We start from the raw sequence: 26,818 nt of genomic DNA, 5'->3' as shown, positions 1-26,818 counted from the left end.
TTACCTTAAACAACTGCTGCAGGATAATCCAAATATAGCCTTGGTTAGTCTTTTACACTTTTTGAAAGAAAACTAAAAAAATAAAGGTAGTGTTGTTTGTATTGAAAATTAAACAATAGGATAAGGCTTTTGTAATAAAATCCAATACATTCATTATATTAATTAATACATACACATAAAAAACATACCCCTAATTCTAGTATTCTTAACTTTATATTCCTTGTCAGCTCAAATTGAATCAAAGAATAAATTAAGTGGTTAAAACAAATTGTCTTGTGAAAGGCCTAAATCCCGTTTCTCTATTTACTATTTAATTTTTAATCAACTCCTACTATCGTTAGTAAAGTGTTTTAATTACTGGCAAATCTTGCCTTTTTGTTGCGTATGCCTAATAAAAACTCAGTTGGCTACTACGTATATAAACAATGGCGGTTTGAGTGCTAAGCTGAAAGGATTTTTAAATTAATTAAAGTATATTGTAATATGAAAAGCAGTCAATTCTTTTCCGCTACTGTTCATACACAAACCGTTGTGTAAATTTTTAATAATTTAACTCCACATGAAAAATGTGAATTATCTCAAGGAAGAACTATATAAGCTTATCAAAACCGATGAAACAATTTTTGATTTTATTCAAGAATCTTCATTAGATGGCTTGTGGTATTGGGATTTGGAGCAGCCAGAAGAAGAATGGATGAATCCTAAATTTTGGGATGTTTTAGGCTACGACTACCGAGAAATGCCTCATAAATCATCGGCTTGGCAAGATATTATCCATCCTGATGACTTAAAACTTGCCACAGAAAACTTTATTAAGCATTGCGAAAACCCAAATCATCCTTACGACCAAACGGTTCGCTACACCCATAAAAACGGCTCAATCGTCTGGATACGATGTCGTGGTTTGGCTATCAGAGATGAACAAGGAAAACCGATAAGAATGCTTGGCGCTCACCAAGATATTACGCAGTTTAAAAATAGTGAGTTACTTCTTCAAAAGAATGCTGACCTGCTACGTAATGCCCAACGAATTGCAAAAATAGGAAGTTGGGAACTTAACCTCATTACCAATGAGGTGGTTTGGACAGAGGAACTTTATAATATGTATGAATTCAATCCTGCATTGCCTCCACCCCCGTTTACTGAGCATATGAAACTATATACGGCAGAGAGTTGGGAACTTTTGTCTTCCGCTTTGGAACTTACTCGCGAGCATGGTACTCCTTACCAATTAGAGTTAAAAACTATTCGCAAAGATGGAAGCAATGGCTGGATATGGGTACAAGGAGAGGCCGTAACAGATGAAAATAAAAAAATAATTGGTCTCAAAGGGATAGCACAAGATATTACTGAACGAAAACAAAAAGAAGAAGCCGATAGACTAGCTATTGCCCAGGAACAAATGTTCTCAAAGCAAATGCTAGAAAATATGGCAGATGGTTTTGCGGTGACAGATGCTGAAGGAAGGCAAATAATAGTGAACAAGGCATTTTGTGAAATGACCGGTTTTTCTGAAGACGAGCTTATTGGTCAAACACCTCCATATCCTTATTGGCCAGCCGAAGAACTGGAAAATATTGATAAAGCTTTCCAACAAACTTTGACCGGTAATTTGAGTACTTTTGAACTTACCTTCCAAAAGAAGAGCGGGAAGCGCTTTCCCGTCCAAATATCCACAAGCCTCTTAAAAGATGAAGAAAGAAACACCGTCAACTTCTTCGCCAATGTCAAAGATATTACAGAGCAAAAAACACTTGAACTTGAAAAAGAAGCATTAATCAAAAGTCTCAATTATGCCTTAGATGCTTCGGGTGATGGTATTTGGGATTGGACACCAGCAGATGGTAAAACAATATATTCCAAGGCTTGGGTGGAAATGTTGGGTTACAAAATGGGCGAGCTTGCACCCTTAGCAAGTGAATGGTCAGATAGATTACATCCAGATGATATTGAATGGGTATTTGCGGCAATCAACCATGTAACACAAACCCCTGATAATGGCGATACTTTCAGTCACGAATACCGATTTAGAAACAAAGAAGGAAATTATTTATGGATACTGAATAGAGGTAAAGTTGTCGAAAGAAATGAAAGAGGAGAAGCTACTAGAGTTATTGGTACACATACTGATATGACCGACCGGAAAAAGACTGAACTGATTTTACAAGAAAGTGAGAAAAAATTCAGAGAATTGTTTGAAAATCTAATTGATGAGGTTCATTTGTGGAAAATTGTCAAAGACAAAACGGGCAAAATTACGGGTTGGCAGTTAGTCGATGCTAATCCCTCAGCTTTAAAATCTTGGGGCAAATCTATCAATGATATAATTGGTAAAACAGCTAATGAAATTTTTGAAGCTGATGCACACACCCAATTTATGCCCATCGTAGAGAAAATATTCAAAACCTACACACCTTACCATTGGGAAAGCTACTTCCCTCCCACAGACCAGTACCTGTATATGGAAAGTATTCCTTTTGGTGACTATTTTATTTCAACTGGTAAAGATATTACCGAACAAAAAAAATCCGAGCAAGCACTCAAAGATAGCGAACTACGTCTAAGTCTGGCTACTCAAGCAGGGGGAGTAGGCGTTTGGGATTGGGATATTGTAAATAATATTCTGACTTGGGACGAGCAAATGTTTACGCTATATGGTGTAAAAAGAGAACAATTCTCTAATGTCTATGAAGCTTGGTATAATGGAGTATATGATATGGATAGAGAGCAAGTTAATACAGAGATTGAATTAGCCCTGAAAGGTAAAAAAGTATTTAACACTGAATTTCGCATACAAACTCCAAACAGAGAAATTAGAAATATTAGAGCCCTTGCAACCGTAATCAGAAATAAAGAAGACAGGGCCGTCAGAATGATAGGCACTAATTGGGATATTACAAAGGAAAAAGAAGCCTTAAAACAAATTAAAGAAGCCAAAGAACAAGCAGAAGCCGCCAGCAAAGCAAAATCAGAGTTTCTTGCTAACATGAGCCACGAAATTCGTACACCGCTCAATGGAGTGATTGGTTTTACGGAGTTACTTACCAACACTCCGCTAAACCCGGTTCAACAGCAATATGTAAAAAGTGCCAATGTTTCAGGTCATACGCTCTTAGGCATTATTAACGATATTCTTGATTTTTCTAAGATTGAAGCAGGAATGTTAGAGCTTGAGATAACGAAAACCGATATGGTAGAGCTTTTAGAAAACAGCATTGATATTGTAAAATACTCAACAGCAGACAAAGAGCTTGAATTATTATTGGACATAGACCCTGCTATGCCTCGTTTTGCCCATCTAGATTCTATTCGTACCAAACAGATTTTAGCAAATCTTTTGAGTAATGCAGTAAAGTTTACTCAAAAGGGTGAAGTAGCACTAAAACTAGTCTATCAGGCGATTGACAACAAGCAAGGTAAATTTTCATTTTCCGTACGAGATACAGGTATCGGTATTACTGAGGAACAAAAAGCAAAACTTTTCAAATCATTTTCACAAGCCGATAGTTCTACCACACGTAGATTTGGAGGCACCGGTTTGGGTCTTGTGATTTCGCAAATGATTGCAGAAAAAATGGGAAGTAAAATCAACATAGATAGTACTCCTAATGTTGGCACTACGTTCTCCTTTGACATCATCGCACATTTTGAAGAGGGCGAAAAACCAGACATTAAACAGGTTATAGGCATAAAACGTTGCTTAATTATTGATGATAATGCTAACAACCAACTTATTCTTAAACAAATGCTTAAACAGTGGCAGATAGAGTCGGATTATTGTAATGATGGTCTTGAGGCACTTAAACGAATTGCTAGTTCAAAACCGTATGATGTAATTATTTGTGATTATAACTTGCCTTATAGTGACGGTCTCAAAACCATTCGTATGATGAGGGACAAATTGAAGCTAAACAGTGAAAAACTACCCGTGATTTTACTGTACTCGTCATTAGAGAACATAGAATTAGAACAAAAATATGAAGAGTTGGGGATTCTTTTCCGTTTAAATAAACCTGTAAAGAGCCTTGATTTATTCAATAGTTTATCTAACCTACATCAATCATTAAAAACTGAACCGAAGGATAAAACGGAACAAGTATCCAAATTAAAGGATGCAAATAAAAAGATAAAAATCATCATTGCAGAAGATAATCCCCTGAATATGGTCCTCAGTAAAACCATACTTTCACAACTGATCCCCAACAGCGAGGTTTATGAAGCAAAAAATGGCTTGGAGGCTGTTGAGCAATACAAAAATATTTCCCCTGATTTAATTATTATGGATATACATATGCCAGAACTTGATGGTATCGAAGCTACCAAACAAATTAGAGCAATGGAAGTTACGGGCAAGCGTATTCCTATCATTGCTCTTACGGCAGGTGCCATGAAAGAAGAAAAAGACAAATGCTTCGCCGCAGGAATAGACGACTTTTTAACCAAGCCCATCGTATCTGCTAAAATACAGACAGTATTGCATAAATTTTTTCAGCAAGAAAAAAAGGTCAATGATGATTTGCAAAATATAGCTGATAAAAATGAAATTCATTTTAGATTTAGCAAATTAACAGAAGGTATTGCAAATGATATGGACATTGCTCAAGATTTGATAACGATGTTTATGACTAATATGCCAACTAAGATAGACCGGCTTGTACAGGCATGCCACGAAAAAGATTTAGTAGATATCAAAGCTCTTGCTCATTCAATTAAAGGAAGTTCTCTTTCTATGTATTGTGATATATTAGCTGATATTGCCGGCAAAATAGAAAACGCTACAAAAGAAAATTTCTCTGAGAACATAGAGGTTCTAATTTCAGAACTTAATAATGAATGGGAGATGGTAAAGAAATTATTGCTACAAAAGATAAATCATTAAAGGAATAAACTTAACACAACATTGAATTTATTAAAAAGCGTAAAAATACTACTTTTAAGGCAAGAGACGCTTTTGTGGTAAATTTAACCCCCAGTGCTTTCAATTTCGCTTCTTCATAAATACTAATCTGCTGGCCACAAGCAAAACATAATGTTCAATAGGATTTTTAAAGTATCAAGCCCCAAATAAATAGTTTTAGTAATAATTTAAGAAAAGCAACCTACTAATATCCGCAGAAAATGTGGTAACTTAAAGAGTGTCAGCTTAAAATTAGTGCAACCACTAATTTGAAATAAATTACTTCTCAATTACATCAATTGCACCTATGCAATAACATAATTATTGCATTTGCTTACTAGGCACCTCCTTATAGCAATTGTGTATAATAAAATGGTCATCAGCCAATACTATAGTTGTTATTAAAAAGAATAAACCATTAATATATTACATATGAAAACAAGTTTTATTACTTTTTTGTTATTCCTACTAAGTTTCCCTTTGATTGCCCAACAAGTAAGTATATTTGATGAAACTGTTGTTGTAAAAGACAATTTAGAGCCAATGATTCCCCGTCCAGAGCAATGCTTTACTTAAAAAAGATTAAATTTTATTTCTTTTTAGCTTTCAACTATGGAAAAGCTAAGTTTTCCATAGTTGGCTAAAATTCTATACATTTCAGATCACAAACCGTTTTAAAGTTCGCTAGTTGTATTCGTTCACTATCCCTATCCTTGTTAACATAAGAGTAGTAAAAGGATTGAAACAATTTAAATGTTCTGATATACTCATTATTTTCAATTACTCTATAATTACCTTTTGGATTTGAACTGCATAAGGTGTTTCTAATACAATAAAATAAAGACCAGAAGGCGCATTCATTTGATAGTTTTCTTCGTATTCAGTACTACCATCCGCAGACCTAAAATCGATCCTGGTATTATTGACCGTGTTAAACATCTGTAATTTAATAGGCTGAACTTCTTTTAATGTAATGGCTACACTAAAGTTTCCGTTAGGTGCTGGATTAGGAAATACCAAATAGTCAATAATCATAGAAGGGTTTTCAGCTGTATCCTCTCCATCAAACTCCTCTCTATCGATAACAAGTACTGTTTTGGTCTGTTCTTGGACACAGTCACCCATTTTAACAGACATGGTGATGTTGTATTCTCCCTCAGTAGTTGCTATGATTTCTGCGTGCGAGTTAGCAGTCTCTACCACCTCAATACCCTCAGGAAAATTCCAAATAACCTCATCTAAATTAGATTCGCTAATATTGAGTATCACAAAGCTTTCATTAGTAAATACTTGAGATGAGACTAAAAACGCTGAAGAAATCTCCTCGGATACCGTATGTATTGTAATCGTGTCGCTTACCTGGCATCCATTGGAATTGGTAGCCACCACCGTATACGTACCTGCATCAACTAGCTCCACAACAGGTTTTTCACTAAAGATACCCGTATCAGAACTCCAGTGGTATTCCACGCCATCTGCTATTGTTGCATTTAAGGTTAAGGATTGGTTCATACAAAGGGTAATATCATCTCCTAGCGTTAAGCTTATTTGCTCGGGTTCTCCCATCGTAATCGTTTGCTCGATGGTACATCCTTTATCATCTGAAATTAGCACGTGATAACTACCCGCAACCAAATTGGTAAACGAATTATCTGTACTCGCTGTGTTACTATCATTCCAAAAATAAGTATAAGGAGGTGTACCCCCAATCACATCCAGGATAATTGCACCATCATCTTCTCCAAAACAACTTGGGCGATTTATCGTAACATCTTGAATGGCCAACACCTCTGGTTGGTTCAGCGCTGTTGAGCTGGTTGAAGTACATCCGTTAGCGTCTGTGATTACTACAGTATAACTACCAATTGCCAGATCCACTATTGTTTGCGTAACACTTCCGTTGCTCCATGCATAGTTATACGGAGGCGTACCTCCTGAAACTTCGGCTGTAATTTGCCAATCACTATCTTCGCCACAAAGCATATAATCCGATACTAAAGTGATCTCAAGAGGACTAGGCGCTGTAATGGCTATATCGTCACTGGTCACCGTATTACCATTAGCATCCTCGATGATTACATAATATATACCTGAAGCTAAATTTTCAATAATTGCTTCATCGCCTAATAAAGTTTCACTATTCTGCTTATACCATGCGTAGCTATATGGCGACACACCTCCTGTAGGAATTGCTTTTAGACTGGCCTCTGCGTTACCATGACAAAGATTTACGTTGATTCGATCGATAGCCACCACTAATTCATCAGGTTGTTCTAATTGATACGTAGCTGTAAGTGAACATCCGTTGGTGTCAACAACCTCGACCAGATAGGTACCAGCCAACAAATCCGTTAGTTGAATATCACCATCTTCACTAACTCCGCTAATACCTGAAGTATTAAAACTGTATGGAGCAGTACCTCCGTTGATGGTAAGGGCTATACTCCCGTTAGTTAGATTAAACCCTGTTGGATTACTAAGTGTTTCTGAAACTATTTGCAAGGGCTGCGGTTCTATCAGCACCACTTCAACTATAGCCTTTATATCCGTACAAATTGCATTGGTATCTCTAACCTCTATGCGATAGGATCCGCTTTCTAATTGGCTGAGTTGTGACGTATTGCCTGACGCAAAAGCAGTCCATCCACCAAAAACTCCGTTATTTATACTGTAGCGGTACTCGAAGCTAGAATTACCTCCACTTGCCCATAGCTCAATTGTGCCGTTATCTGCACCATTACAGCTAAGATTGGTTTGTGTAAAACCTGCTGCTACAGGCTCAGGATCGGTGATAGATATAATTCTACTTTGTTCAAATATACCTTCTGCATCGGTAACCACCACATAATAATCGCCCGCGCTTAAATTTCCAATCCTATTTAAATTTTGCCCTATTGGATTCCCTGATGCAGTATACCATTGAAAATCATTTCCTCCTGCGCCACCAATTACATTGACAAATAGTTCCCCATCGGTTCCCTGATGACAAGATATATCTTTAGATTGTTCAACTGATGTAAACAACTGTCCTTGATTTGCTAAGTTATAGGTTTCTTCTAATAGACATCCTGAGTTATCAGTTACCTGAATAGTGTAGAAGTTTTTACCTAGATTTTCTATTATAGAAGTGCTATTACTCGTATTTTGCTCTGATTGTAACACATTGCCTTGTACATCATACCAGGTATAATCAAAGGGTGGATTTCCTCCTGTCAATTCAATTCGGATACTTCCGTCTGTTGCTTGGTCTGCAGAGGGTCTAAACAGATTTACTGCAGAAATATCATAAAGCGGTGGTTGATTGATTTCAATTTGGTTTGAAGCCACCTGACAATTATTAGCATCAGTTACGATAACCGTATACGTACCTGCAATTAGTTCACTAAGTGTATTGGTTGAAGAGCCATCATTACTCCAATTGTACTCATACGGCGGTGTTCCTCCTGTAACGTTTATAGTTATGCTACCCGTATTTCCATTATAACAACTCACATCAGTAGTTGAGATTGAACTGATGTTAAGTTCAGTGGGCTGTGAAAGTGTAAACTGTTGTGTTACCTGATTACCATTGGCATCGGTTACAATCACAGTATAGGTTCCCGCTGCTATGGTACCACTTATATTAGTTTGACTTATCGTATTATTTTCTGAATCAAGCCATTGATATCTATATTCAAAGGGATAATTGGTTTCGTTAATTTTTACACCCCCTTTAGGTTTAACACGTATACTACCTGTTTCTCCATAACATAGTATAGGAGTTTCTTCTACTTCGTCGATAATTAGTTTATCTGGCTGTGTTACTTGATACACTGCGGATTGCAAACTACAATTATTAGCATCTGTGATTCGTACTTGATATTTTCCTGCACCAATATTTACTAATTGGTTAGTTGATGACGTATAAGACGTACCATTTATATCAAACCAATCATATGAGTATGGTGGTGTTCCGCCTGTTACAGACACTTCAACACTTCCATTCGTCAAACCAAAACCTGTTGCGCTAACTATAGTAGAATTAGTAATACGGATGGGGTTACTTGGCTGTGTAATAGTGAAGTTTAGCGTTTTTTGACATTGATTTCCATCTTTTACCGTTACGCTATAATTTCCATTTCCTAAATTCGATATGTCTTGAGTTGTGGCACCTGTACTCCAGGTATAGGTGTAATTACCTGTTCCCCCACTTACAGCAAGATCGATAGCTCCGGTTTTATCTCCGTGGCATAGCACATTGTTTACACTATGATTCACCACTAACTGACTTGGTTGAGATACTACAGTTGCCAGTGATGCTGTATTACCATTTGCATCAATAACTACAAAGGTATAAGATCCTGCACCCCTACTAGACAGTAAAGTTGAAGAAGACAAACTGGTGCTTTGATTCTGATCTTTATACCAAAAATATTGATACGGTGCTACTCCCCCTGTGATACTTGCTACTAAGTTTACGTTGGTTTCTCCAAAACATAAGATCTGACCTCCTTGTGCTATACCGGTGACTTTTAGCAATGGAGGTTGAGTAACTGTAAAGGATCTACTGACTGTACATCCTTTTGCATCCGTTATGGTAATCGAATAGGTTCCTGCTACTATAGCATTTAAGTCTTGTGCAGTACTACCATTACTCCAAGAATAAGAATACGGAGATGTCCCACCCGAAGGGGTAACATTAATCGCTCCATTAGACAAACCAAATCCCGTGGCATTAGTGATAACACCTGATAGGGATAGATTACTAGGTTGTGTCAGATTATAAGACGATGTGGATTTATTACCATTAGCATCTGTAATCGTCACTGAATAATTAGCAGCGATTAGGTTAGAAATTGTTCTACTAGAAGAATAAGTAGTACCATTTCGCTTCCAGGCATAGGTATATCCTGCAACTCCTCCACTAGAATCTGCCCGTAGAGAACCATTAGCATCTCCATAACAGTCTAAGGTGTTCAGCACAGTGATTGTACTGGTTAATAATGGCGGTTGCGTTACGGTATAGGATTTTGAAATTACACATGCCTTAGCATCGGTTATGGTAACGGTGTAGGTTCCGGATCTAATGTTATTGAGATCCTGAGAGGTGGCACCATTACTCCAGGAATAGGAATATGGAGCTGTACCTCCAGAAGGGGTAATATTAATGGACCCATTTGATAACCCAAATCCAGAAACATTGGTAATAGCTGCTGAAACTGCTAGTTGGGTGGGTTGTGTAAGATTAAAACTCGCAGCTGCCACATTACCATTTTGATCTCTAACTGTAACTCTATAATTGCCCACTGACAAGTTCGAAATTGTACTTGCGGTAGCATAACTATTTCCATTTTTTGTCCAGGCATACGTATAGGCACCCACACCTCCTGAGCCATTAGCTCGTAGTGAACCATTAGTATCTCCAAAACAATCTAAAGCATTTAATTGTGTAAGGCTAGCTTGTAGCAATGATGGTTGCGTGACCGTATAGGAGCGACTCAGAGCACAGCCCTTAGCATCTGTTATAATAACGGAATAAGTTCCTGCAGCAATATTACTGATATCTTGTGAAGTACTTCCATTACTCCACGCATATCGATATGGTGTAGTACCCCCTGAAGGTGTAATATTAATAGCACCATTAGACAAGCCAAAACCTGTTAAGTTAGTTACATTGCCTGCAACTGCAAGACCTGAAGGCTGTGTTAAATTATAATTGGAACTTGTAGTATTACCTTTACTATCCGTAATTCGAACTACATAATTACCAGGTTGTAGATTCGAAACCGTTCTTGTTGTAGCATATGAAGACCCATTTTTAGTCCATTGGTAAGCATATCCAGGAGCACCACCACTAGGATCGGCTCTTAACGATCCATCTCCATCCCCAAAACAATCTATTGTATTTAATACAGTAATTGAATTAACTAATAAAGGTGGTTGGGTAACCGTATAAGATCTACTAATTGTACAACCTTTTGCATCTGTTATAGTAACATTATAATTTCCTGCAGATAATCCAGTAATATTTTGTGAAGTTTGTCCTGTACTCCAAGAATATTGATACGACGAAGTTCCACCTGAGGGTGAAATATTAATCGACCCATTAGCTAAACCATAGCCGCTGGCATTTGTAACATTTGCAGAAACATTTAGTTGAGCAGGTTGTGTAAGATTATAACTAGATGTTGTTGTATTACCATTGATATCAGTAACTCGTACCATATAGTTAGCCGCAGTTAATCCTGAAATTGTTCTACTTGTTGAAAATGCAGTCCCGTTTTTGTACCATAGATACGTATAGCCCGGTACACCTCCACCTGCATCTGCTCTTAAAGAACCATTACTATATCCAAAACACTTGAGCTCATTAATTAGGGTGATAGAGCTGGTTAATAAATTGGGTTGTGTTATTGTAAATGATCTACTTAGTGTACAACCATTGCTATCTGTTAAGACTACGTTATACGTACCAGGACCGATACCGCTAAGATCCTGAGTGGCTCTGCCATTACTCCAAGCATATGTATAAGGGGGTGTTCCTCCTGAAGGAGTTATATTAATAATCCCATTAGCTAAACCATAACCAGATACTTGAGTTATACTAGATGTTAACGATAAATAGTTAGAAGGCTGTGTGATATTGAAGGTATCTTCCAAGGTACATCCGGTATTATTATCAGTGATATGGATTTTATACTGTCCAGCTGTAAGATTCGCAATATCTTCTCTATTACTGTAATAACTACCATTTTTAAACCAGCTAAATCTATAGCTGCCTGATCCACCAGAGACCGAAATATTTATTGCTCCATTATTACCTCCATAACAACGAACATTTGTTTTTGATATTAATTTGTAATTCAATAATGGGGTTCCTCTGAGCTGAACTTGTTTTGTTAGTAAATCAGCAGAGCGATTAGGGTCAAATACAGAATTATATGTTATTTCGTAAGTATCTTGTGGTTGAGAATCAGGCCAGGTGTAGCTTTTGTTTGCATCCAAATCTCCTTGATATATATAACCATATTTTGTTGGAATATCTTGACCGGATCTAAATAAATTATAATAAATCTTTTCATTTCGACTCAAATTACGATCAAGTGTTATTTTGAGCTTTGCTTTAGAAGCATTTGAACAATCTGGAACACTCTCTAATGTAGATCTTGGTGAACATGAGATATAGGTATAAGTTAATGGATTAGAATATGTTTTAGAACCCGAAGAAGGATTATCGTATTGTATTTGTATTCTAAAACTTTGACCCAACCTAAGTCCATAAAAGCTTGATCTATTAATTGTAAATTTGGGCTGTCTTTTTCCATAGGGTAATAATGTCTCCCACTTATTGTTTTCTATCTGATAAAGAACGCCATAGGATATTTGACCAATAGATTCACAATTCTCACCACTGGTAACGATTAAAGTCTTGGGTTCACAGTCAACTAAGTAATCTGTAGTAGAACCATAACCATTTTCTTCTTCAAAAGGTTTGATCCGAAATAACTTGAAATATCCTGCGGCATTAGGTAATCTATTACCAATAAATCGCCCTGCAGCAAAACACCCTAAGCCCGTAGATGATGATTTTACAAGTGGATCTTCTGAATCTGTAAGAAAACCACCGCCACCTGGGCCAATACTACAAGGACGTCCTATGTTGTTAGTCATTCTGCTAGTAATTCCAACTCTTTGGTAGTGCTTACTAAGATTCAAGACATAATCTCCTTGCATTTGTCCAGCAGTTTCAAGCATACCAGGTGGTGAGTGATATCTCAATACTCTATGGGTGCCTGTACCTACCGTTGGATTACTCAAGTTTGCTTCTACCAAAAGGCCACAAGTACCACCACTGTTCATATACTCAAAGTCGTATTCTACCTTGTATAGATGTTGTGCCTGTATTGTGGCAAAACTGATCAAAAACGTTATTATAACTACTATTTGTTTCATGGCTTTATCAGATTGTTTAGGTAGTTGATGGACCCATCCATACGCTATCCTATTACTTATCGAAAATTTATTGTTAGTTTGTTCTATGATTCTTAATATTTTATATCCGTTGTATGGGTTTCAGATACATTACCATCTTTAAACACGGCTCTGATCTTATAAACGTATTTGGTATTTACCGTCATATTGGTATCATAAATCACTTTGGTTCCGGTTGGTGCTTTTCTCCATAAACGTAATAATCCATCTTGCCCTGCTCTGTAAATTTCAAATTCCGCAACATTGTCTTCTTTATACCTCCAGCTAATTTCCATACGTTGTTGCTCATAATTAGGAGCTACATAAAACCCTTTTACTTTAGGCCGTACTCCCATGCGTCGCACTTGTACGGATACTGATGGCGCTGGGGTTGATTCTAAACCAGATTCGTCAATTGCTAAAACGGTATAGGTATAGCGATTACCTTCTTCTATTTTTTTATCTGCACAGGTGAGTTGGTCTTTATTGCCTTCAAAAACCAATTGCCATTCTTTATCAGTATTCGTTTTTCTATACACCACATACCTAGCTACATCAATACTGGAACTTGCCGCCCAGGATAAGGAAATGGCTTTATGATCTTCTTGCACGTTGTAGTGTTTAAACACAGGAGTCGTTGGTGGTATAAGGTCTGGTTTGACCACTTCAATTGGTATTGACAACTCAGACATATTAAACCTTTTGTCCAAAGCCGATATTTTGTAATATCGTTGGCGATTTGAGTTTTTCATGTTTAAGGTATCCTGAAACACATTATTTTGCTGAGGATCTGCAAATAACGGACTGTATTCTGTGTTTTTTTGGTTCGCCATATAAACACGATAGCCTAAGAAATCCTTTTCGGTATTTTTATTCCAGGATAAGGTTACCACACCCGTAGTATCGATAGTTGCTTTTAATCCGTTTGGAACTTTAGGAGGTATCGAATCTATAGGTTGTACCAACATAGAGAATGAAGTACGCCTATTGTTTTGTTTGCCTACTGCAGTTATGGTAAAATAATTAGTACTTTCTAATTGATCAAAGACTACTTCTCGTTGGTTAGGTGCAATGTTATCTACAACCACTTTATAAGGCCCAGCATCAGTTGAAGCTCTATTCAATTCAAACTTTTGGATTTGATTTTTACCTTCTTCAGGAAACTCCCAGGTTAGTTTTACTGTCGATTCATTAAGTATCTTTTTTGTTCTCAAATGTGGCACATAGGCTAAGATTTTTTTTGCTATGCCCGAGGCTTCTTTGGATGGGGGGCTTACTTCCCCAAAAGCAGAAATACCTCGAACTCTGTACCTATATTCCACATTGTTTTGAACAGAATCTAGATAAAAAATTCTACCACTTTTTTCATCTATTCCGCTAGCATTTAACATCGTATAGGGCTTATCAGTTATACGCTCAAAACCACTTCCGTTAGCAGCTCTTTCGATGTGATAACTGGTATACAGATCTTTGAAGATTTTATAATTCCAACTCAATTTAGCGCCACCATCTTCCAGAAATACACTTAGGTCTAAAGGTTTTGGTAACGCTTCATAATCCGACAATCCTACAAAAACTCCTCCTTCTTTTATTACCTTTACATCTTCAGGAACCTGAGGGATTAACTTATAGGCATACTTCTCAGTATTTTTTACATCGGTATCGATATAACCTAGTCCAGCTTTGACCGCTACGTCAAAATCCTGATCTGCCACAAAAAGTGCAAACGTAAATCGTTGCTCCAACTCTGCAGACATATTGACTACTGCCTCCAGTTCTGTTCCTCCGGTAACCTGAAAACTATCTCCATATATTGCCTGAGCTATAATAGCGGCATTATCATTTTGATCTATTAGGTTTTCCCAAGATTCCAGGGGATCTGGCATAATGATGCCTAGTTTTTTAATCTCAGGCTTTTTTAAGGTTTTACGATCTCTGGTTACCGTATATCTTACCAACTCATAACCATACCTGTTCGAAAGCTGCCAGGCTAATGGTGTGTTTGCCGTCCATCGCAATAAAATTCGCCCTTGCTGAGCTCTGGCCATTACTTTAACTTCTGGCAATTCTATTGTAGCTTCCTGAGCAAACAGCTTAGAACACCCAAGTAGCATTACTATGAAAAGTATATAAATATTAGTTTTCAAAATGATTGACTTTATTAAAAGTGAATACTTTACTTGATCCTGGGATACCACCAGGTAATTTGTAAGAAACATTGGTTTGATAATCCCCTGGTTTAAAATACGGGAATGTGCCGTTGATGATATAATCATATAAAGCAATTTGGTCCGCATATAATTCAGGATCAGAAGAATAGGCATTAACAATCTTACTCCTGATTTCAAAGTAGTCTTGTTTGAAATAAAACGGTAGATGGTATCTATAAGGGAAATGCTTCCTTAACAAATCAGCCTCCGGATCATTTTCTAAATAGCTTACATAAGTAGTTAGTAATTGAACTGCTCTGGTAGGAGGAATACCTAATATGGCTGGATCACGATTTACCGTAAATCTATTTTCTAAAGGGTACCCCTGGTAGATTAATGGATGTACTTCATCCTGATAATACGGGTTAGAAATAGAAGCTTCAATAGCTACCAAAGCTTTATGATCCGTAAACCTACCCCCTATTAATTCTACTAATTCAAAGGGTTCTGAATCTACCACCTCAGCTTGCAATGCATCAACATCAGGTGCAATAAGTTCTAAAATATGACTAGTAACTTGTTTAGCGGCTATTTTTTCTTCAAACGTATTATACTCACTTGTATCGAACTCATACTCCAATATCTCGATGACTTCAACGTTGGTTGCTGTCCCTGTAATACTAGAATTCCTTACTGCTACCTCATTTTCATCACCAAAGTCTTGCTCAACGTAACTCTCCGTTAATTCAGAAGTTTGTGATTCCAAATCCTCTGGTGGCACACTTTCGATACGTAACCTATATGCTGTTGAATTACTTATATTAGCAGGTAGTGGAATAATTACCATTTTATCTGCTACGTCATAGGAAACTGAAGATTCTTCGCTAGAAATATCGGTTTCAAATAAGGCTCTAAAGGTATACCCATCAAGGGAATCAAATAAATAGGCCTGCCCCTGATTTAACTTCACATAGGCTTTATCGTATTCATTTTTATAAAAATACTGTTGATCAATAACCGGGTAACTGTAGGTAATATTACGCAGGGGAATGGATGTTGGTGCCAATCCTGTGGTAAATGTTTTAGTTTCTGATTCCATCGCCAGTTGACCATCTTGCATCACATCTATCCAGTTCTCATTTTGCCATTTCTTGAAGCGTACGCTTACAGATAATTCTAGTGACGTCTCCGCAGGTAATACCTCAGTAGGCGTAAAACTTAACAAATCTCTGGTTTCATTCCAGGTTACTTCTCCAGCTACGGGGCTTCCAGCATTAGTAAATTGAAAATCAGCCAAATCAATTCTGTATTTAGCTATTCCTTCATCATCTTCAAATTCGAAAATAGACTTGGTGGGATCATTCATTCTGGTGGGATCAAAGATTTTCATATTGAATCCTACCTGAGGTACCGTAAATACATCTACATTGGCTGCGTTATCCGCTGGATTGACATCGGCTATAATTTTCAATCCATCTAGTGGTGCCTCATTTATAAAATCACATTGTTCACCCAATTCTATTTTAAGTTTAAACCTTCCTCTGACGAGTCCTCCAAGCACCCTGAATTCACCTTTTAAATACCCTTTAAACCAAGAAGGGTTTGGAAATTTTGTTTGTAACAATACCGCCGCACTACCAGATAAAATGGTTACGTTTTTCTTTTTAAACAGCAATTTTACTCTGATCCCTAGCTTTCCCTGTAAATAGGCATAGGCTTGACCACTAGTATACCAACCGTTAATTCCTACCTGACCACTACCTGAGCAAGCCGCCTCTCCATAATCTCTTACCATAATATCGAAACCAATTCCTGCCTCAAAGCGCGCAAAAAAGGCTAAAAACCGCATATTTCCGGTATCCATACTAAAATTAGTACCAAATGCAAATCCTCGACCCTGACTTAATGCATTTTCATCTCGCATATGATTCAGCCTATCGGCATCTTCTCCTAATAAACGGGCAACCGTTGCAGGTACCTGAGCGGCATCAGGGATATCGTGACCTACCATAAAATAACCATCACTCTCAATCGATAAAGGACCTACTCCAAATTTAATCCCCATTGGATCTGTTGGAGTTCCCATATAGATATACCACGGTTCACTTAAACTGGATCCAAAATGAAGTACTGCATAGCCTGCCCGTTTATTCTCTCCTATTCCTTCAAACAAACCGCCTAAAACGTCTATATATAAATCATATTCGCCGTGTATGGTATTGGCGTTAAAATCAAATTCCATAGCGGCATAAGCATGCATCCCAGCTTTACCTTCGACATTCGCCGGATAGACTTGTTTAGCCACTTCAATGAGTGCATTTTGTTTTAATTCCTCCAATTCGGCATTATCAAATTGTAATTCCTCATTAGCAATGGTGAGAAGATCTTCTTTTAATTTATCAAGAGGATCACTTATATCCACATCTTGCATCACATGCCCTTCGCCAAAGTAGCTTATTCTATTGATCCCTCCAGCAGAGGAGTTAAAAGCAATGTCAAAACCTAATGACCCATTGAACACTCTTGCGCTAGATGCATTAGCATATAGCAATGAGGCTTTAACTCCTAAGCCAGTTTCTGCATCAGGCTCATAACTCATCCCTGATAAATTATTGGCAGTACCAAACGTATCTCTTCGCATTTTATAATAGGCGCCTCCTCCAAATCCGGTGATTTTAAAAGGAGTTCCCGTCTGGATGTTTAAATTGCTTACCAATCCATCTACATACCAGTATCTAAAGTCTGTTTTACCAAATAATACTGTTGTAGATACTGTTATTCCTTCTAATCCTTTAAAAGATGCCTGTACACTTCCTCTAAAACCATCTCCATAGGTAGGGTCATCTTCCATAATCTCAATAGATCCGGCAAAAGCTACGCCTCCTAAATTCGCTTCAACGGCAATTTCATCGATTTCTAATTGCCTAAACTGCCATTTTTGAATTCCTTCATTTTCCGCAAAATCACCTTTGATCTTCAATCCTGTTTCACCACTTATATTATTCTCCATAAGATTTACTGCGATATCAAATGATAATGTAGCATTAGTTGGCGAAGCAGTTAGATTAATATCGGATAAGGTTACCGGGAAACCTGCCATCTCAACCTTACCGGAATATCCCAAAGAGTTTACGGTTAGGTACGGTATTACGGTTTGTAATTGTAAATTATCAAAAGTTACCTCCGGGAAATCTACTACTGGCTTTCCGTCTGCTAATTCTACCTCATCGGTGATATGCATTTTACCATGCAATAAAGCTTTGGGCCTAAACTTACCATCTATCACTGCTAATTCTACATAGGAGTTTTCTGCTAGAGTGGTTTTTGCATTCCATAAATCAAAATTAATATCACTAATTGGAGTGACACGTAAGGTATATTGCTGTTCTACTGGGTTAAAGCTACCGGTATAGGACAATACTCTGTTATCCAAATTAGCCCCTTGTTCTACTTCATTGGCCGTAACTTCTTTTGAAACTGGCAAAACAATTTTTCCACTAAATCCAGCAGCTGTAACGGAATTGGCCATAATAGTAGCCTCAAAACCATCTACAGAGAACTGCCACTTATCTGCTTTACCTTGATCGATTGGTAGTATATTTTGTACGTTAAAATCCCCTGAAACTCCCATCCCGTCAATGAGTAAGTTGGTAGCTGTAAATTTTACCCGATCTGTGGTATTCTTTTTTTCAAATTCTGGGGGTAAAACCACGTTTATTCTTTTAAGAAACACACCTCTCCAAGCTTCTTGATTGCCATCCACCAAATACTGTTCATAGCCCGGTGGAAATGTCATATCCTGTGACTTTCTGGTATCGCTAAAATCAAAAACTGCGGTATCCACTTCAAAAGCCAGCCCTTTAAAAGAGGTCATTTGAAAACGAGGTAAAGAAACCTCAACTAAGATGTCATTCCAATCCGCTACGGTCACTTCAAACGCTCCTGTTACTCTTTTTAGTCGGTCTTGATTAGGGGCAGGATATGGTTTTGAATTATCTACGGTATAATCTTCTTTTAAAGGCTCTAGCATATTACGAGAAAATTGCACCTCTGCCTCTAAATGCAGTTCTCTAAATCCATTACAGTCAATAGTAGCATAGGATTTATTGGCGATAGCACCACTCTCCATGTTTAAACCACCTTTTAAAGCAACCAATCCATTACCTCCGTTGATACCAAAGACAAAATCCCCTAACAGCACCAGGTTCCATTCTCCATCAAAACCTCCGCTAGTAGAAAGTCTTACCCCATCTGCTCCAAAGAATAATTGTTTTTGATTGCCTTGCTCATCGAGCTCTGGTAAAATCACTCTTACAAAAATGGTAAGCTCTGTATAGGTAGGCTTTAAGGTTGCTTTTAAAATCCCTACGCTATACGTAACATTATTAATTGTTTTTTTAAGGCCTACCGGAAACTCGATAAGGTTATCTGAGGATATTTCATCCACATAATTACCAGTTTTATTAAGTTCATTGAATGTAGCAATTGCCATCGCAAGATTCTCATTAGCCTCGTCATCAACTGGAAAATTGTTATTGATATAGGCTTCGGTAAATTCCCCTGCTTTGGACACTTGGGTCATTAATGATGTGCCCATTTTTGCATCTAGCGATTTGAACGTACGCGATTGCAATACCATAGACGTGGGAGTAGCTTTGTTTGCTCCTACTGTGGGTGTAGTGGTGGTCATCTTAATAGCAGATGTCGCTGGTTCTACTGCAAATGTTCTTGTTTTTGGAGCTCGCTCTTTTTTATCGCCCCCTTTGTTATTGCCTCCATTGGCTAATGCCACTGCTGAAAGCAATAAGGTAAAGATGTAGATGTGTATTTTTTTCATTATGATGACTATGATATTTTAAAACATTTTGAATATTGGTATATTCATTAAATGCACTTTTAAAAAATTTTCTCCTCTATTTATTTGTAATAATTCAATGATACTTAGGTTATAATCACTTACACCAGGATTTATCCAGTCTTTCATTTGCAACCATTGTTCAAAATTTATTTGCTTTTTCTTCAGATAATCGCAGCTTATGAAGTAGGCAAAAAACCTGGATAGTTCCTCTTCTTCAATATTTTCCCTTAAAACTCTTTTGTAATTTTCTTGTAATGAACCATGATCAAAATTGAACCCGTATGGAATCTTCAATTCTTTTACATAAGCCCCATAATCCAATGAAGTCATTCTAAAAGCAGGATCGACAAAAGTGCTATTAAATTGATTCCACTGAAATAAATTTGGCTCTGCATAATATTTTTCTAAGTAATGCACTATATCCATCGTAGTAGCATCATACCTTTGCTTTCCTCCACTTCCATCTGGATATTCCTTGTACTGGTGATATTTTTTATTTGTGATTAATGTTTTCATACCTGTGTTATTCGGTTTACTTACCAATCGGATCTATAGATTACAAACCTACCAGTGTTGTTAATTACATGTAATTCGTCAACCACCTTTAGTTCATCTATTGTTAAATTGGAATCCAATTGATTAGTCTTTATAAAGTTTATAAACTGCTGGGCATTAGCATTTTGAATTTCACTTACCACATTTGTAGCTCCATCAATTTTTAATTGACCTATATGTTTTGGATAGTTACTCTTCAATTCTGGAGAAAGTTTATTATCCTTAGTAAATTTTTCGCTAATTGCTTTTAATAATCGCTGTACATTATCACCTGAAAGTCTTTTACATTCAATAATACCTTTGTTACTTCCTGATTCTATTGTTACATCTAATTCATAGTTTCCAGGATGCATTTTTGATATTGTTATTTCTTCGCCTTGTCTTAAATACTTTACACCTTCTTGAATTTCATTTAATTGGTTTAGCACCATTTGAACTGAATTAGGAATATCGTTAATATTCTCTGTAACTATTACCCTAGCAACTTCATCAGTATCAATCCAACTCAAAATATCTTCTGGGTTTTTAAAATTATTATTGGATGACAATTCATCAATCAGATCTGAGAACAAATAATTAACATTTTCATTTAGATTGTTTGCTCCAATTTTTTCATCTAGCTTTTGTGCTATCCAAACGACCTCCTCTGCATGAGGCTCTGATAACCCTCTTGAAACTAATTTTGATTGTAGTTTATCAATTTTAAACCAAGGTTTGCTCTTGATCGCATCATTGGTAAATAATATAATATTTTTGTAATCTTGCCTTCCCCGTGCACCTGGAGCTATTATTCCAGAAAATCCATTCTGCCTGGCCCAAGAAGCAATCACATTTGTGAACTCATACATAATACTTTTATCACCGGAAGCATCTAGTAACAATAATTGCTCTCTTGACACCTTTAGTTTATTTAATACATTCTCATTTGTTAGGTCTAGGAAATTAGTAAGATTGATATTGGTAAACCTATATTGGTTAAAATCATCCCAAGCCCCATAGGCTGCTATTTCTTGTTTATTTCCGGCTAGTGTTTCACTTAAATACAATGCATTTTCCTCACCATCAAGATCGTATCTTCCCCATGAACTATATACCGTATGTGGTGTTATGGTAATTGGGGTAGTTCCATAATTCGCTTCTGAAGCTTTACTTAGAGAACGATACAGGTTAGTTTCTAAATTTATCCCTTGAGGTATTTCACCAAGTGAACTTAAATATGATCGTAATGCAGCACCTGAATTGAAAAAGTTCTCGGTAGCGTTTAAGAATCTCACATAAAATTGTCCTGGTAGTGCAACATCTTCTAAAATCTCCATGGCACCCACTTTATGAAGCCCATTTTCGACAAAGCCTATATCTTTAAATTGTGCCACAAGTCTAGTTGATGAAACTTCTCCAGGATTTAAAAACCGGATATTCTCTATTAACGTAGGGTTATCATCTATAAAATCGATCTTACCTAATGAAAGATTGGTTCCGTCAGCTCTGGTTACTACTAAGTTGGCATTATCGATAATGATGTTCGAGAACTCTCCTAATGTTTTTTCAACCTTTAATCTTACCTCTAGCAGTTTTTCAAACATTTGCTTTTTATGGGCTACATTGGCAAAAGTATCTGCTCTAAGAATTTTTAAATATTTTTCAATATTTTCTAAAAACTCTAGTTTATCCTGAAGGTTATCGGCATTTATGAGATTTGTTGCTAATTCATCTAATTGATCTAAGCGTAATTGAACAGAAGAAATCTTAACTATACCATTGCTTTGTTGTCTGGCATTGATCTTAAAAAACTCTCCAAACCCTCTACCTGCAGCATATAAATTATAAAGTCCGTAGGTCGCATTCCAAAATGTAATGGCATTGTCACCATATTTCTCTCTTATTTCATCTTCATTAAGCGCCATGTAGATGTCCAATGACGCTGCTGATACTTCAATGATCAAAAATGCTGAAGAACCTCCAGCAGTAAAGGGAGCCAGGGCAATAGCAAGTCCATTCATACCTACTCTAAATGCAGTTTCATTTAGTTTATCTCTTCTTGCATTGAGCAACCAATGCAGATAAATAGAAGGTACGATCGCATAGCTGTCCTTATTTAAACCATCGTCAAATTCCTTGAATTTATCATCACCTAGATAAACAAATACGGGGTCAAATGGTTGATGATTTCCTCTAAAAACAGCAAATTTTTCTGTAAATCCATTTTCTTGACGTTCAAATATTTTATGGTAAAAATCCAAAGAACCATCTTCACTATCATTAAAAGTTGAACGGAAATCACTCGACTCAACTTCTTCGGCAAGATCAAACCAATTTGCACCATACAACATAAATGAATCAACATCATTATAGTTATTACTGCCAGAAGCATCAAAAGCTACACTGTTATTAAACCAAGGAGTAAACTCTAAGTACCTTTTTTCTGTCTCATTGGTGTTATTATAATACTGCGGTTTTAGTTCTACCAGCCAATTGTACACTTCCTTTACAAAAGGACCCGCCATATCATTATAGTCAAGAGCAGTAAGTATATATTCTAGATATTTATAGTTATTGATAAAATCAAGTAATTCTTGTCTATCCTCAACCTTATTGGTTTTAAATAGCTTAAGCAACAAGTGTTCTGAATCACTACTCAAGTCATAATAGCCTTCAAACACAAAACCATCTTCCGCAAGAGTTTTGATAATTTGTTTTCTGTATTTAATGTCCAATGCTTCCCAAAAACAATCCCAGTTATCGGTATATGTTTGATTAAACCTTGTAGCATTCTTAAAAAGTTCAATAATATCAGAGGCCGATGCATCTTCAGGTATTGTAAATTCTTTGATTGCTTTTGCAATCATAGGATAGTAGTTTACATCATACGCTTTCCAATGATCGATTAAGGCATTTCGATTCTCTCTTTCTGCATTTGGTTCATAGGAATCCCTAAAAACTCGTTCATCTATCACTACATCTCCTTCAGCCATACCTGCATATACACTTACTTTTTGTGTAATGTATCGGAGCATTTCGCCGGGAACACCTGTCTTGAAACATCCCTTTAAAACCTCATACTTTTGTAATTGTGTAGCATGGATGTATACGTAGGCATCATTGTTATAGTTTGAGGTGCCATCAAAACCTTGGCTTTGGATATTATCTAGTATGAATTGTTTAACATCTACATCTAATGCTGGTTCGTATTTTGCACCTATCTCATTAAACTTAGTAACCTCGTCTAATTTGCTAGCCAGAAAATCAAAGTCTTCATAATCTCCGTCCGCTTTATATTCTTCTCCCCCAGATGGAGCTTCAATATCAATAGTCCCTACTTTATATAAGATATTACCTGATGATACTGTGGGAAAACCAATAATTGCTTTTTGTATGGTGTTATTGGTATAAACATCCTCATAGTATTTTATATCACTTTGGTACCCTGTAAATGTATTTCCCCCACAAGGGCTTTGGTCTTTATATTCAATAGCTCCAATCTTAAAACTGGATAATGTACCAAAAGGATAAATTCTAAATTTATCTGTACCTCCTTGTGTACAAGATTTAGAATCTCCTGTACTGAAAACTACTTCAGAAATATCTTCCGGTAGTGTAATAGGTTTTCCTGATCTTGATAGGAAAGTATAGGTGCCATCAGGATTAGCAAATTCAGCCAAACCTTCTAAATTTACTACGATTGCAGCTTCACCCTCTTCATCATCCTGAAACAGGTATAATTCAAAGTCAGGATTATGCATTTTTTTCCAATCCATATGGTTCAATTGCATACCCGATGCGTAGTCCATCAACCAGGGTGTAGCTGATTGACTGGTATTGTATTCACTAAAGGGATGTCTTAGCCCAAATACACCGTGACCCAGCTCGTGCGCCATTACATCTGCTGGATCTCCTTTTTCTTCTTCAGATCCGCTTTGAGCACTATTGAAAATAAATCCGTATTGTCCTTTGAGCGGCATAAAACCCGCTACAGGTCTTGATGGTAATTCATCGGTTACAAAAAGATAATATTGATCTTCTTTTATACCCCTCTGTGATTTGTACACCTCTTTAATGGCAGCCTGATCGTCGGTATAATGGGCAAACCAACCACTATTACCTACATCTATACGATCATTACCCCAAACAGAAGAATCTATATTCACATTTGCATCTTGTGAAACCACAAACTTTACTGCAGCACTTCCATATACTTCATTCAAACGATCCTGGATATTCGAAGGGATATTCGCCCCATTAATCGAAACTATAGTTACATTAACCTCTTTTTGCGATAGGTGAGATAATCTAAATACCCCTGCAATGGTTTGACCTTGATTTGTTCCTTCTTCAGGCTTCACCACAGCATAAATAGATTCTGTTTCATAACCAAAATTACCTTTCAGCGAAAGCTCAACAGTATTTCCATCTATTTGATGGTTAACAACAATTCCATCTTTATTTTTAAACTCCAATCTACTGATTAGCGCTTCATTCTCTGTGGTAATCCTACCTTTTATGATGTCTGATTGTCCCTGTATAATAGCCTTATGAATGATATCGTAGGTTTCTCCATCTGGCGTAGTAATGGTACTATATTGGTGCTGCAAAGCAGATCGCTCGTTTGATGGTATTTTATCAAAAGCATATTTACCCGAAAGTTCAAAAACCACCGTAATTCCTGCAGCAGAGAGTTGCTCAATATTACCGTTAGTATCGAAACCCCCTACAGAATCAGCATCAATCCCTCCATTATCGGATACAGTACCTCCTTCAGTAACATTGCCTTGATCATCAACGTGATGTACGGTACCATTGCTATCGACAATAGTATAATCATCACCAATAGGATACTCTACTTCAACACCATTAGTACCCGTAACGGTAATTGTTCCATTTTCGGTATTTACCTCAATCTCCTGAACTACAAAGGTTACTTCTATGTGGTTTAGATCATTATCCTCTTCCAAAAACTCCAGATAATCATCTATAAAACCAATGTTACCCCAATCCGCATCGTAGGTAGTAACTACTGATCCTTGTACCAATTTAAAATCGGTATTGATTTGTATACCTTCAAACTGCACCCCAACCTTTGGGAGGTCTAACCAGGGGATGCCAACATAGCCCTTACCAGAAAACGGAGATGTATTGCTAGTCAACTCTACTACGGTAATGGGAAAATCTCCAGCAAAAAACAGGTCATTTAATAAAAGTCTTGTTAGTAATGTTTCATTGGAAAGATCCACGGCATCTGAAGTCACATTACAAACGGTAACCGTATCATCGCCTGTCTGCTCCTCTGTGGTAGTAAATTCTTTTAACGGAGCATACTCATAGCCTCCTAATTCGCAATTCCCTGCTACTTTATACTGATAGGTTGTACCAGGTCGTAAACTATTGAGACTAAGATATTCTCTGGGAGTATGTAGGACATACCAATTGGATTCGGCATCTTTTTCTCTATAACTGAGGGTATAATCTAAATGCTCAGTATCACCACTCCAGTTGATTTTTGCGCTTGTTTTGGTAATGGTTTCTTCATAAATATTGGAAGGCGCATTACAAGGTGCTATATAATTAAAAGTCCAAATCTCACTATTCCCCTGATTTTTGAACACACCAATCTCTTCAGCACCTTGTGCAGCAAAGGCACGTACGCGCCAAGCATATTTATATCCCCCTAAAAGTGGTGGATAATTGGCGTCATATAGAAATGAATTTTGAGATACTACAGTTTGAAAGATAGGTTGAGAACTTAAAAATGCCGCCTGGGGATCCACATAGTTATCAAAGATCTGAACTAATGTAAACTCATATTTTACATTGCTTACATTGACAGCTCTGGGAGTCCATTGAAACAAGATATTATAGATATCCTGCTGCTCGATGGTTGCGTCATTAAAAGGTAAACTAAGTAGTGGAGGATCATTTTGAAACAACACAAACGAGGCACAAGTCTTTTCGGACAGTCGCATCCCTGTGAATTCATCATACACCTCATAACAAAAATTGTAGATGCCTTCTGGTAAGACATTGGCATAGGTCGCAGGTGTAATTCCTGACAGATTTTGAAATTCAAAATAAGGAGCTAAATCTACACTCCCCAGCTGTAATGGTCTTCCTCCTTCAAGTGTCAATGGTGGTGCGCCAACTACAAAATCATTACTTTGTGCGTTGATCCCTTCACCCTGGATATACACTTTAAGCCTTACTTGAAGATCACTTACCGATAAATCATTCAATACTAATTGTACCTTCAATCTATCCGAGAGCACATTGGTATTCGAATAATCCGAAAGGTATATGGGGTTTGGAGGTATATTTTGTGGTGTTACCTGAACCGGAAATAATTGCCCGTATCCACAAACGGATAGCATTGCAATACCTAATGTTATTATTAATTTTATTAATTGTGTCATTTGCCCT

Annotated in this window: 6 protein-coding genes; 1 reads left to right on the top strand and 5 read right to left on the bottom strand. The window is 37.0% G+C overall.

Features of this window, described 5'->3' with window-relative positions; genetic code table 11:
• The first annotated feature begins 559 nt into the window (after positions 1 to 559).
• Entirely contained in the window at positions 560 to 4,879 is a 4,320-nt protein-coding gene (locus EV197_RS10410) for a PAS domain-containing hybrid sensor histidine kinase/response regulator (RefSeq protein ID WP_130286695.1), read from the top strand.
• 798 nt (positions 4,880 to 5,677) lie between these two features.
• On the opposite strand, the gene EV197_RS10405 is transcribed toward EV197_RS10410, so the two are convergent.
• From EV197_RS10405 to EV197_RS10385, 5 genes are all read right to left on the bottom strand, one after another.
• A complete protein-coding gene (locus EV197_RS10405; RefSeq protein WP_130286694.1) occupies positions 5,678 to 12,829 on the bottom strand; it encodes a SprB repeat-containing protein in 7,152 nt (2,383 codons plus the stop codon).
• Between the two features lie 92 nt (positions 12,830 to 12,921).
• Entirely contained in the window at positions 12,922 to 14,994 is a 2,073-nt protein-coding gene (locus EV197_RS10400; RefSeq protein ID WP_130286693.1) for a fibronectin type III domain-containing protein, read from the bottom strand.
• Positions 14,984 to 19,834 (bottom strand): hypothetical protein, encoded by a 4,851-nt coding sequence (locus tag EV197_RS10395; RefSeq protein WP_130286692.1) that lies wholly within the window; start codon positions 19,832 to 19,834, stop codon positions 14,984 to 14,986. The genes EV197_RS10400 and EV197_RS10395 overlap by 11 nt, the downstream gene beginning before the upstream one ends.
• A gap of 18 nt (positions 19,835 to 19,852) precedes the next feature.
• The gene (locus tag EV197_RS10390) at positions 19,853 to 20,371 is read right to left on the bottom strand and encodes a hypothetical protein (protein ID WP_130286691.1); all 519 of its coding nucleotides are present in this window, start codon (positions 20,369 to 20,371) and stop codon (positions 19,853 to 19,855) included.
• A 20-nt stretch (positions 20,372 to 20,391) separates the two neighbouring features.
• On the bottom strand, positions 20,392 to 26,811 hold the full coding sequence (locus tag EV197_RS10385; RefSeq protein ID WP_130286690.1) for a fibronectin type III domain-containing protein: 6,420 nt from the start codon (positions 26,809 to 26,811) through the stop codon (positions 20,392 to 20,394).
• Between the last annotated feature and the right edge of the window lie 7 nt (positions 26,812 to 26,818).

Source organism: Aquimarina brevivitae (assembly GCF_004216895.1).
Taxonomy (GTDB): Bacteria; Bacteroidota; Bacteroidia; order Flavobacteriales; family Flavobacteriaceae; genus Aquimarina; species Aquimarina brevivitae.
Note: the sequence above shows the minus strand (reverse complement) of the source record. Positions and strands in the feature narration are given on the sequence as shown.

Bases quoted from the DNA above. Each gene is read 5' to 3' on its own strand.
- EV197_RS10410 (WP_130286695.1), top strand. From the start codon at position 560: ATGAAAAATGTGAATTATCTCAAGGAAGAACTATATAAGCTTATCAAA.
- EV197_RS10405 (WP_130286694.1), bottom strand. From the start codon at position 12,829: ATGAAACAAATAGTAGTTATAATAACGTTTTTGATCAGTTTTGCCACA.
- EV197_RS10395 (WP_130286692.1), bottom strand. From the start codon at position 19,834: ATGAAAAAAATACACATCTACATCTTTACCTTATTGCTTTCAGCAGTG.
- EV197_RS10390 (WP_130286691.1), bottom strand. From the start codon at position 20,371: ATGAAAACATTAATCACAAATAAAAAATATCACCAGTACAAGGAATAT.
- EV197_RS10385 (WP_130286690.1), bottom strand. From the start codon at position 26,811: ATGACACAATTAATAAAATTAATAATAACATTAGGTATTGCAATGCTA.